At 66.4% G+C, this 10,936-nt stretch carries 10 protein-coding genes, 3 tRNA genes and 3 pseudogenes; 12 read left to right on the top strand and 4 right to left on the bottom strand.

Going from position 1 to position 10,936, the window contains the following annotated elements; all coding sequences use genetic code 11:
- Nucleotides 1-3 precede the first annotated feature (3 nt).
- Nucleotides 4-1,014: a tyrosine-type recombinase/integrase gene (locus SJH88_RS16915; RefSeq protein WP_274755154.1), complete on the bottom strand. Its 1,011-nt coding sequence runs from the start codon at nt 1,012-1,014 to the stop codon at nt 4-6.
- Nucleotides 1,015-1,536: 522 nt separating this feature from the next.
- Here SJH88_RS16915 and SJH88_RS16910 point away from each other — a divergent pair.
- The 4 genes from SJH88_RS16910 (at nt 1,537) to SJH88_RS16895 (ending at nt 2,366) form a co-directional block, all read left to right on the top strand.
- A complete protein-coding gene (locus tag SJH88_RS16910) occupies nt 1,537-1,965 on the top strand; it encodes a YbaN family protein (protein WP_043386171.1) in 429 nt (142 codons plus the stop codon).
- 74 nt (nt 1,966-2,039) lie between these two features.
- Nucleotides 2,040-2,115: transfer RNA gene (locus tag SJH88_RS16905), tRNA-Asn, on the top strand.
- A 50-nt stretch (nt 2,116-2,165) separates the two neighbouring features.
- Nucleotides 2,166-2,241, top strand: a tRNA-Asn gene (locus tag SJH88_RS16900).
- A gap of 49 nt (nt 2,242-2,290) precedes the next feature.
- Nucleotides 2,291-2,366 (top strand) — tRNA-Asn (locus SJH88_RS16895).
- 104 nt (nt 2,367-2,470) lie between these two features.
- Here SJH88_RS16895 and SJH88_RS16890 read toward each other — a convergent pair.
- The gene (locus SJH88_RS16890; RefSeq protein ID WP_270152196.1) at nt 2,471-2,788 is read right to left on the bottom strand and encodes a hypothetical protein; all 318 of its coding nucleotides are present in this window, start codon (nt 2,786-2,788) and stop codon (nt 2,471-2,473) included.
- A 197-nt stretch (nt 2,789-2,985) separates the two neighbouring features.
- On the opposite strand from SJH88_RS16890, the gene aat reads away from it, so the two are divergent.
- From aat to SJH88_RS16875, 3 genes are all read left to right on the top strand, one after another.
- Entirely contained in the window at nt 2,986-3,738 is a 753-nt protein-coding gene (aat, locus tag SJH88_RS16885) for a leucyl/phenylalanyl-tRNA--protein transferase (RefSeq protein WP_270152195.1), read from the top strand.
- A gap of 12 nt (nt 3,739-3,750) precedes the next feature.
- A complete protein-coding gene (locus SJH88_RS16880; RefSeq protein WP_042413264.1) occupies nt 3,751-4,485 on the top strand; it encodes an arginyltransferase in 735 nt (244 codons plus the stop codon).
- Nucleotides 4,486-4,580: 95 nt separating this feature from the next.
- Entirely contained in the window at nt 4,581-5,378 is a 798-nt protein-coding gene (locus tag SJH88_RS16875; RefSeq protein ID WP_270152194.1) for an IclR family transcriptional regulator, read from the top strand.
- Nucleotides 5,379-5,450: 72 nt separating this feature from the next.
- On the opposite strand, the gene SJH88_RS16870 is transcribed toward SJH88_RS16875, so the two are convergent.
- Together SJH88_RS16870 and SJH88_RS16865 are read right to left on the bottom strand one after the other, a co-directional pair.
- Nucleotides 5,451-6,155: an HAD family hydrolase gene (locus SJH88_RS16870; RefSeq protein WP_274755153.1), complete on the bottom strand. Its 705-nt coding sequence runs from the start codon at nt 6,153-6,155 to the stop codon at nt 5,451-5,453.
- A gap of 178 nt (nt 6,156-6,333) precedes the next feature.
- Nucleotides 6,334-6,778: pseudogene (locus SJH88_RS16865) on the bottom strand (MerR family transcriptional regulator).
- A gap of 43 nt (nt 6,779-6,821) precedes the next feature.
- On the opposite strand from SJH88_RS16865, the pseudogene SJH88_RS16860 reads away from it, so the two are divergent.
- The 5 genes and pseudogenes from SJH88_RS16860 to SJH88_RS16840 all read left to right on the top strand — a co-directional run.
- Nucleotides 6,822-8,842, top strand: a pseudogene (locus tag SJH88_RS16860) (heavy metal translocating P-type ATPase).
- Between the two features lie 58 nt (nt 8,843-8,900).
- On the top strand, nt 8,901-9,524 hold the full coding sequence (locus SJH88_RS16855; RefSeq protein WP_042413272.1) for a YitT family protein: 624 nt from the start codon (nt 8,901-8,903) through the stop codon (nt 9,522-9,524).
- A gap of 40 nt (nt 9,525-9,564) precedes the next feature.
- Nucleotides 9,565-9,987, top strand: coding sequence for a hypothetical protein (locus SJH88_RS16850; RefSeq protein WP_274755152.1), 423 nt, complete (start codon nt 9,565-9,567; stop codon nt 9,985-9,987).
- Nucleotides 9,988-10,233: 246 nt separating this feature from the next.
- A complete protein-coding gene (locus SJH88_RS16845) occupies nt 10,234-10,416 on the top strand; it encodes a hypothetical protein (RefSeq protein ID WP_274755151.1) in 183 nt (60 codons plus the stop codon).
- Nucleotides 10,413-10,936, top strand: a pseudogene (locus SJH88_RS16840) (TolC family protein); the annotation flags it as partial. The gene SJH88_RS16845 and the pseudogene SJH88_RS16840, both read left to right, overlap by 4 nt.

The raw sequence follows: 10,936 nt of genomic DNA, 5'->3' as shown, positions 1-10,936 counted from the left end.
TGATCAGCATGGCAACTCCTTGGCACGGGATTGCCATGTTGCCAGAACTGCTTGCAGTACCTCTCGGCCATGCAGCAACGGACGCTTGTTTTTAAGCAGCCAATCGTCCGGGACCCGACACCTTGGCTTGTGCTCTCCCAAAAGTTGGTGGCGCAGTAGGTCTAGCGCTGCCCCCGATAGGGGCACACGGTGATCCTTTCCCGCTTTCATTCGAGCTGCAGGCACTGTCCACAAACCTACATCAAAGTCGATTTCCTGCCATGTTGCCCCACGCACTTCACCAGAACGTGCAGCGGTCAGAATCAGGAAAAGCAAAGCTGCCCTTGCCCCCACAATCGGTTTTTCTGACAAGTGCTGCTTGATGAATGCAGGCACGTCTTTCCAAGGCATCGCGGGCTGGTGGTGCTGCCTGAATACAGCTGCATTGCTGGGTAGCAAGTGCTCTACAACGTCCAATGGGTTTGATTGCGTAAAGCCCCGCGCCCAGCACGCAGACATCACATCAGCACAACGCATCTTCGTGCGCTTGGCAGTCTCAGGAATTCCAAGCCAGCTAGGGGCTAGCGCATCAGCAAAGTGCTTTGGCGTGAGTGCGTCAACTTTCAGCGCCCCAATGCTGGGGAAGATGTGCTGCTCCAGCGATGTAATCCACTGCGTCTTATGTTTGGCGTTGCGAAAGCTTGGCGCAACTTGTTCCCACCTTTGCCGCGCTGCTTGTTCAAATGTGGGAATCGTTTGTAGCACCTGCCGCGCATCAATCGGATCATTGCCCGCTGCAATGAGCTTTCGCGCTTTCTCGGCCTCTTCCAGTGCAGCAGCAACTGCGACATCGGGAAAGACACCCAACCCCATGTCACGGCGCTTGCCTGTGACGGGTGACACAAAGCGCAAATTCCACTTTCCACGCCCTTGAACCGTTGTCGGCTGAAGCGTCAAGCCTGTCACGCCTGCTGCTATAGGTTTGTCCGTTGGCTTGATAGCCCTTGCCTGTCTGTCTGTGATCTTCTTTGCCATATCAGCCCCACATCTAGCCCCACACGGTGCATAAGATTGGATGATATGGGTTAAGATCAAAAAATACAACAAGTTATTGATTTATAAGTACTTCACCATTCAATCAGATGTTGCTTGATATGCCTAGATACACCTAATTGGCAGACACGCCCTCCGCCAAGACCTGAAGCCCACAGAGGCCTTCCAACTTCATCTCTTTGAGGCCTGCATCCGCAGGCCTTTTTTATGGCTGCCACCGGGGAACGGCCCAGCTCCAGCTCCAGCTCCAGCTCCAGCTCCAGCTCCAGCTCCAGCTCCAGCTCCAGCTCCAGCTCCAGCTCCTCACTTCACTTCACTTCACTTCACTTCACTTCACTTCACTTCACAAAACCATAGCTGGCAGCGCTCGCAAAATCAGCCGTTCCGATGGATTGGATACGCAAACCCTGATCCACAAAGCGCTACCTGCTCCTTTTAATGCAGGCACGCACCACCGTGGCCGGCCATGCCGCCACAGACCCAGGCACAATCGACCACATGCCCTTGCCTGCCCCGCCCGAAGACGCTGCCGACACCGCCCCCGTGCCCGCCCCGATCGTGGCGCGCCACTGGTACACGCGGTGGCTGCTGCGTGCCCTGGCGGTACTGGCCCTGGCGCTGGGCATCGCCGGGGTGTTCATTCCGGGCCTGCCCACCACGGTCTTCATCCTGATGGCCGGCTGGGCCGCCATGCGCAGCTCCCCACGCATGCACGCCTGGCTGTGGCGGCACCCGCTGTTTGGTCCCATGCTGCAGAACTGGCAGGCGGGCGGCCTGGTCAGCCGCCGTGCCAAACGCAGTGCCACCGTCATGATGGCCGTGTGCGCAGCCATCCTGTGGCTGACCCCCACGCCGGTATGGGTGCGCTGGCTGGCCTGCGGCTGCATGGCCTGCGTGCTGCTTTGGCTGTGGCGGCGCCCCGAACCGGCATAGGCCCAGGCTGCTCCCACTTTTTTGAGCCAACTGCCAAAACGGCCAAAAATCCATGTATATAATCTAGGTCTTGTTCCCTGATAGCTCAGTCGGTAGAGCGACGGACTGTTAATCCGCAGGTCCCTGGTTCGAGCCCAGGTCGGGGAGCCAACAAGATTTCAATGTTGCGCCATCAAGCAGCGCACACATTACCGGCATATTCCCTGATAGCTCAGTCGGTAGAGCGACGGACTGTTAATCCGCAGGTCCCTGGTTCGAGCCCAGGTCGGGGAGCCACCCAATTGACGCCTTGCAATTGCACAAGGCACAAGGCACACCGAAATGTTCCCTGATAGCTCAGTCGGTAGAGCGACGGACTGTTAATCCGCAGGTCCCTGGTTCGAGCCCAGGTCGGGGAGCCACTCTGAAAAGCCAAGCATTGCAAGATGCTTGGCTTTTTTCTTGGCCGCCCCCATCCCACTCGCCATCCGAGTGGACTGGATACCGCAACGCTACCGACCGGGCCTCAAGCGGCCCGGACAATCCCCACAGTCGACGCTGCCCCTGCTGCGGCAGCTGCCGGCACGGATTCAATCCGATTGGGCACAATGTACTTGCCCGCATCCTGCAAGGGATCCATCAGCACCGCCCCCTTCTTACGCGCCTCCCAATGGGCGATCTCCTCCTCCAGCCGGCGCGCGCGCTCGGCATACATGGCCGCCGAGGCGTGGTAGTGCTCGGCCGCCATCGAATGCTCAAGCATGGCCATGCGCGCTTCCTGCAGACACGCCCGGGCACGGCGGATGTAACGGGGTTCACCACTGAAAATGCCGGAAAAGAACATGATTGCCACTCCTTCCATCCGCATGCGGCGACACCGCATTTCATAATGCCCCAAGGACATGACGCCACCATAGGCAAGCCCCATGGCGGGGTCTGTCCCCATAGGACAGCATTCACTGTAGGAGCAGCCCACCACCCCACTGGCCCCCATGCTGGCGCAACACCCGACCGATCCACTTCCCAAGTTCATAGCAAAACATGCAAGCGCCATCGCTGATCTGGCTCGATTCCGAGGATGAGTTCCCCGCTGTGACCCGTGCCTGGGGCGCTGACACCCCCATGCCCGGCCTGCTGGCAGCGGGGGGCACCCTGGATGCCAAACACCTGCAAGCGGCCTACCGCCAGGGCATCTTCCCCTGGTTCAGCCCCGGCCAGCCCAACCTGTGGTGGTCGCCCGACCCCCGCATGGTGCTACAGACCGGTGACTTCCGGCTGCACCCGTCGCTGCGCAAGACCCTGCGCAAATTCCTGCGCACCCCGGGCTGCGAGGTGCGCGTGGACCACGACTTTCGCCAGGTAATGCAGCACTGCGCCCAGACCCCCCGCGCCGGGCAGGACGGCACCTGGATCGTGCCCAGCATCATCGATGCCTACTGCGGCCTGCATGCACAGGGACTGGCCCACAGCGTGGAGACCTGGGTGGGCGGGCACCTGGTCGGCGGCCTGTACTGCGTGGCCCTGGGCCATGCCGTGTATGGCGAATCCATGTTCGCGCATGCCACCGACGCCTCCAAGCTGGCCCTGGCGGCGCTGGTGGCACTGTGCCGCCACCACGGCGCGCCGCAGATCGACTGCCAGCAGGCCACGCCCCACCTCGCCTCCCTGGGCGCGCGCGAACAAAGCCGCGCCAGCTTCCTGGCCGAGGCCACCCGCCAACAGCAGCGCCCGGCCATGGACTGGCAATGGCGCCCCGTATACTGGGATGCGCTTTCCCCTGGGTTGATTTCCTGAGGCTTTCGACGCATGACACAGCTCAATGACCTGCCGCACTACAGCCTGCAGTTCTATGCCACCGCGCCCTACCCGTGCAGCTACCTGCCGCACCAGGAAGCGCGCTCGCAGGTCGCCGCCCCCAGCCATCTGATCCAGTCCGAGGTCTACTCGGCCCTGGTCACCCAGGGGTTCCGCCGCAGCGGCATGTTCACCTACCGGCCGTACTGCAGCCAGTGCAAGGCCTGCGAGCCGCTGCGCGTGCTGACCGATGCCTACCGCCCCAACCGCAGCCAGCGCCGCGCAGCACGCCAGCACGGGCAACTGGAAGCCAGCGTGCAGCGCCTGCACTTCTCGCAGGAGCATTACGACCTGTACCAGCGCTACCAGCACGCCCGCCACAGCGGCGGCGGCATGGACCAGGACAGCATCGAACAGTACACGCAGTTCCTGCTGCAAAGCCGGGTGGAGACCCGGCTGGTGGAGTTCCGCGACCCCGCCGCCGACAATGCCTTGCGCATGGTCTCCATCATCGATTTTCTGGAAGACGGCCTGTCGGCGGTCTACACCTTCTACGAACCGGACGCCGACGCCAGCTACGGCACCTACAACGTGCTGTGGCAGATTGCCTTCGCGCGCAGCCTGCGGCTGCCCCACGTCTACCTGGGCTACTGGATCGAGGCCTCGGCCAAGATGCGCTACAAGGCGCAGTTCCACCCGCACGAGGTTTTGCGCAACAACCTGTGGCAGCGCATCGACAAAATCTGAGTCACGCCAGCGAATGCGACCCACCGCTCCAAAGAATGTGAGCAGGCCACACCCACGAGGGCTAGAATCCGGCCATCTTTGCCTTTGGATGCCCCATGAAGAAAAACGATCAAGACGCTCCCGCCAAACCCAGTGTGCAAGTGCTGGAGCGCATGTTTGTCTTGATCGACGTCCTGGCATCGCGCGAAGAGGCCGTCTCCCTCAAGGAAATCAGCGAACGCACCGGCCTGCACCCCTCGACCGCCCACCGCATCTTGAATGACCTGGCCGCCGGCCGCTTCGTAGACCGCCCCGAGTCGGGCAGCTACCGCCTGGGCATGCGCCTGCTGGAGCTGGGCAACCTGGTCAAGGCCCGCCTGAGCGTGCGCGAGGCCGCCCTGCCCGCCATGCGCCTGCTGCACAAGCAGATCCAGCAACCCGTGAACCTGAGCGTGCGCCAGGGCGATGAGATCGTCTATGTGGAACGTGCGTACAGCGAGCGCTCGGGCATGCAGGTGGTGCGCGCCATCGGCGGCCATGCGCCGCTGCACCTGACATCGAACGGCAAGCTGTTCCTGGCGGCCGACGAACCCCAGCGCGTGCGTGCCTACGCCATGCGCACCGGCCTGGCCGGCAACACCCACAACAGCCTGACCCAGCTGCCCCTGCTGGAGCGCGAGTTGTCCAAGGCCCGCGAAACCGGCGTGGCCTATGACAACGAGGAGTTGGAACTGGGCGTGCGCTGCATGGCCGCGGGCATCTACGACGACCAGGCCAAGCTGGTCGCGGCGCTGTCCATCTCCGCCCCGGCCGACCGCCTGGACGAAGGCTGGCTGCCCAAGCTGCAGGGCACGGCCTACGAGATCTCGCAGGCCCTGGGCTTTCGCGGCCCGGCCCCCAGCTGTCTGCGCTGAGCCGGCTGCCCACCACGCGAATCACGCAGATCGCACGCCCCGGCGCTGCGCGGCAGCCCGTGGGCATGGCCCTCAGGCCAGGGCCACCGTCGGCAGCGGCAGGCCGCGGTAATCGGCAAAGTCCAGCACGCGCGGGTACTGGCGCACCAAGTCCGTACCGAACCCCGCCGTGAACCATGCAAACCGCACCCCGGCCGCCTGCGCGCAGGCCGCGTCGGCGTGCGTGTCGCCAAAGAACACCGCCGCGTGCGGCGGCACATGCAGATGGCCCAGGGTGAACAGCAGCGGATCGGGCGCGGGCTTGGCCACGCCGCAGCTGTCGCGCCCGGTGACCACCTGGAACAGATCCAAGATGCCGGCCGCTTCCAGCCCCTGGAGGGCCAGCGCATGCTGCTTGTTGGTGCACACGGCCAGGGCCAACCCCTGGTCGCGCGCCGCCTGCAGCCAGGCGCGCACGCCGGCGTACAAGGGCGCGCCATGCGGGGGCTGCTGGGCATAGTGGTGCTCGAACCACTGCCCCAGCTGTGCCTTGCCAGCCTGCGGCATCGGCAGTTGCCGTTCCTTGAGCACATCCGCCATCAGGTCGGCCGCCGTGCCAAACATGTTGGGCATGCGGTAGGCCGCGGGCAGCGGGGCATGGCCCAGTTGCACCAGGGTCTGGCTGGCGGCCGTGACGATGGCGTGTTCGGTGTTCAGCAGCGTGCCGTCCATGTCGAAGACCATGGCGCGCACGCCGCTCCAGTCCATGGTCTGTAGTGTGTGGTCCGTCCCTGTCATGCGGTCGATTGTCGGCCGAGACGGCCCGGCCTGCAGCACGACCGGTTTTGGCCCACCCCCAGGTTGGTTCAAAAAGATGAGCGCATCGCGCACACCAAAAGCGTCATTCAGATCAATCCACTTCTGAAAGGCTGGTTCCACGCGCGCCATGCGCTCCTGTTTTCAAGCGGGCGCCCCCTCAGACATGGCGTTTGACATGGCTGCCGGGTTCGGGCGGTAACTCGGCATCGGCCTGGGCATGCAGGGTGGCGATCAGGTTGCACGCCCGGGCGGCCATCGCACAGGGTCTTGAGCTGGCGCAGCTCCCGCTCCAGCACCCGCAGCTCGCCCAGCCGCTGGCGCACGTGCTGCAGGTGGGATTCCACCGTCTGGCTGGCGGCGCGGCAGTCTTCCGGGCGCTGGCCGTCCAGCGCCAGCAGGGTGCGCACCTCGTCCAGCGACATGTCCATGGCGCGGCACATGCGGATGAAGCGCAGGCGGTGCAGGTCCGCATCGCCATACAGCCGGTAGTCGTTGTCCTGCCGCAGGGCCGGCGCCAGCAGGCCCTGTTTTTCGTAGTAGCGGATGTTGGCGGCCGACACGCCGGTGCGTTGGGCGGCCTCTCCGATGCGCAATCCTGTCATGGGTGCTTGACCTTGAAGTTACTTTCAGCTTTCCAATCATGGCATGGACTCCCAACACACACACCAAAGCGGCTGCTGCAGCCCCGCCCCCCGGAAACCCGAGGCCCATGGGCACGACCACGATCACGACCATGCAGGCGGCGAACACGACCACGGCCACGACCATGGCGTGCTGCCCGGCTGGCCGCGCATCGGGGCCGCGCTGGGCCTGGCGCTGCTGGCCGAAATCTCGCACTGGTTCACGCCGCAGTACCCGGCACTGGAATACGCCGGCATGGCCCTGGCCGTGGTGGCCATCGCCCTGTCCGGCCTGGGCGTGTACAAGGCCGGCCTGCAAAGCCTGGCGCGCCTGCAGCTGGGCATCCATGCGCTGATGGCCGTGGCCGTCACCGGCGCCTTCCTGATCGGCCAGTGGCCCGAGGCCGCCATGGTCATGGCCTTGTACGCCGCCGCCGAACGCATCGAGGAGCGCGCCATGGACCGCGCGCGCCTGGCCATCCGCCACCTGCTGCGCCTGGCGCCCGACACCACCGAGGTGCTGCAGCCCAATGGCCACAGCCTGACCGTGCCCACGGCCGACGTGCCCGCCGGCGCCCTGGTGCGCGTGGCCCCCGGGGCCCGCATCCCGCTGGACGGTGAGGTCATCGCCGGCCACAGCAGCGTGAACCAGGCGCCCATCACCGGTGAAAGCGTGCCCGTGGACAAGGCCCCGGGCGACAGCGTCTGGGCCGGCAGCATCAACCAGCAGGCCGAGTTGCAACTGCGCGTCAGTGCCGCCACCGCCAACTCCATGCTGGTGCGCATCGTCCAGGCCGTGGAACAGGCCCAGGCCAGCAAGGCACCCACGCAGCGCTTCGTCGACCGCTTTGCCGCCATCTACACCCCCATCGTCATGGTCCTGGCCCTGGCCCTGGCCGTGCTGGCCCCGCTGCTGCTGGGCTGGACCTGGCTGGACGCCATCTACCAGGCCCTGGCCCTGCTGGTCATCGCCTGCCCCTGCGCGCTGGTGCTGTCCACCCCGGTCACCGTGGTCAGCGCGCTGACGGCCGCAGCGCGCCAGGGCGTGCTGCTCAAGGGCGGCAGCGTGCTGGAAGCCGCGCGCCAGCTGCGCAGCATCGCGCTGGACAAGACCGGCACCCTGACCACGGGCAAGCCCACCCTGGTGGACTGGGACGTGCTGGACGCCGCGCAGACCCCGCGTGCTGAGGCCGCCTTACGGGCCTGGCAGATCGCCTCGCGCTCGGACCATCCGGTCTCGCACGCGGTGGCCCAGGGCCTGCAGACCGAGGGCGTGCCCACCTCGCCGGCCCAGGACCTGCAGGCCCTGCCCGGGCGCGGTGTGCAGGCGCGCATCGATGGGCAGACCTACTACCTGGTCAACCTGCGCTGGGCGCAGGAGCAGCAACTGGACAGCCCGGCCCTGCAGGCCGCCGTGCAGGCCCACACGCGCCTGGGCCGCAGCGTCAGCCTGCTGGCCACCGCGCAGCAGGTGCTGGCCGTGTTCGCCGTGGCCGACAGCCTGCGCCCCCATGCCCAGGAAGCCGTGCAACAGCTGCAGGCGCTGGGCATCAGCCCGGTGGTGCTCAGCGGCGACCACCCCGATGCCGTGCAGGCCATCGCCCAGCAGGCAGGCATCCTGCAGGCCGAAGGTGGCCTGCTGCCCGAGGACAAGCTGCGCCGCATGCACCAGCTGCAGGCCGAGGGGCAGTCGGCATGGTGGGCGATGGCATCAACGATGCCCCCGCCCTGGCCCAGGCCGACATGGGCTTTGCCATGGGCGGCGCCCACAGCACGGACATGGCCATGGAGACTGCCGACGTGGTGCTGATGCACGACGACCTGCGCCGCATCCCGGACACCATCGCCCTGTCCCAGCGTGCCCACCGCGTGCTTTGGCAGAACATTGCGCTGGCCCTGGGCATCAAGGCGGCCTTCTTCGCCCTGGCGCTGATGGGCCATGCCAGCATGTGGCTGGCCGTGCTGGCCGACATGGGGGTGAGCCTGCTGGTGGTGGCCAACGGCCTGCGCCTGCGCTCCACCCCTCACAAAAAATATGACCGATGAGGACAGACGCCGCATAATCTGTGCGCCTGAAAAATAACACGCACAAATTTCCACCACCATGAACACCCGCCACCAGCCTGCCGCACCTGCACCGCTGCCCCACACCCTGCTCGAGGACGCGGCCGCCATCTTCACCGGCGTGCTCATGATCTCGGTGGGCGTGGCGCTGTTCAAGCAGGCCGGGCTGGTCACGGGGGGCATGGCGGGCCTGGCGTTTTCGCTGCACTACGCCACGCACATCGGCTTCGGGGTCTGGTTCTTTGTGCTGAATCTTCCGTTCTACTGGCTGGCCGTGCGCAAGATGGGCTGGGCCTTCACGGTCAAGACCTTCTGTGCCGTCGGCCTGCTGGCCGTGGTGTCGGAGTTGCAGCCGCTGTTCCTGAGCCTGGAGCGCGTGCAGGCGCCCTACGCCGCCGTCGTCGGCGGCATCCTGATGGGTGTGGGCATGCTGGTGCTGTTCCGCCACCGCTGCAGCCTGGGTGGCGTGGGCATTGCCGCCCTGTTCCTGCAGGAGCGCTACGGCTGGCGCGCCGGCTATGTGCAGATGGGGCTGGACTGCCTGATCCTGCTGAGCGCCTTCTTCATCGTCGATGTGGAACGTGCCCTGTGGTCCATCCTGGCGGCCCTGACCCTGAACCAGGTGCTGTCCATGAACCACCGCCCGGGCCGCTACGGCGGCTGACGGTGCCGCGCGGAACTTTGTGCCGACTCTGGCATCATTCATGCCTATGCGCCGCCTGCTGCCCCTGTTCATGATCTTGCTGCTGACCCTGCGCGGTCTGCTGGGCGACGCCATGGCCATGGGCAGCCTGCCCAACACCGGGGACCACATGCCCACGGCCGTGGCCGCAGCGCAGACGGCGCCACAGGCCCACCACCACGCAACGGCCATGACGGACGATGCCCATGCGCATGCTGCCGAGACCCAGGCACTGCACTGTGAAGCAACACCCACCGCCCCCGCGTGCGGCGGCAGCCACCACACCACAGCCTGTGCCGCCTGTGGCATCTGCCATTCGGTCTTCTCCTCGCCGATGCTGCTGGCGCCCTCCCAGGTCCTGCCCACGCAGGCCGCACCGGCCAGCGGCCGTGCCGACTTTGCCAGCGCCACGCTGGTGCAAGCCACCAAACCACCCATCGCCTGAGGCCTGACACCCGAGGTGCGTCCGCAGCACGCCCCCTGCCCTGGGCAGAACGTGCGGCCGACGCTGAAAGGTTTCTTGTCGCAGGAGATTGCTGCATGCGCAACGCGCACTTTGTCACCCCGTGGTTGCTCGGACTGAGCCTGGCCACGCCCTGGGCCCTGGGCCCTGGCCCAGACCCCCCCATCGCCGCCGCCCACGGCCCCCACCACCGAGCTGGCGTCCAGCACCGCGGCCCAGCGCCCCTTGGTGCACACCGCACTACCCGCCAGCGGCGCCCTTGTCGCCAACCCGCAGGACTGGCGCGCCGCGAATGCGGCCGTGGCCACCTTTGCGCGCGGCCACGCCGATGTGCTGCGCTGGGAAGCCGCGCAAACACCCGCGCCGGCACCCACAGCGCCCGGCACGCACCAGCACGGAGGCCAGCCATGATGCGCCGTGCCCTGCGACTCAGCCCCGTGCTCGCCGCCGTGGTGCTGGCGGGCTGCGCCAGCGTGGCTCCCGATGGCCTGCGCAGCGCCGTGGACCGCCACACTGCGTCCCGGCTGCCTGCCGACAGCCAGTTGCCGTCCACGGATTCCCGCGCCCAGCCCACCACCGAGGCACAGATCGCCCAGTGGCTGAGCCAGCCCGTGGATGCCGACACCGCCGTGCGCATCGCCCTGCTGCGCAGCCCCAGCCTGCAAGCCCAGCTGGCACAGCTGGCCCGCCAGGATGCGCAGCGCGCCCAGGCGCTGACCCTGTTCAACCCCACGCTGACGCTGGGGCGCTTCGTCAACGGCCATGAGCGCGAGATCGAGCGCCAGCTCAGCCTCAACCTGGTCCAGCTCATCACCCTGCCGTGGCGCAGCCGCTGGCAGGGCTGGCAGCTGGAGCAGGCCACGCTCACCGCCGCCCAGCAGGTGCTGCTGCACGCCGCCGACACCCGCCGCGCCTGGCTGCGGGCCGTGGC

The sequence above is a fragment of the Comamonas sp. GCA5 genome (genome assembly GCF_036541385.1).
Taxonomy (GTDB): domain Bacteria; phylum Pseudomonadota; class Gammaproteobacteria; order Burkholderiales; family Burkholderiaceae_C; genus Comamonas; species Comamonas aquatica.
The sequence above is the reverse complement of the archived record's forward strand: the minus strand, read 5'-3'. Positions and strand labels throughout refer to the sequence as shown.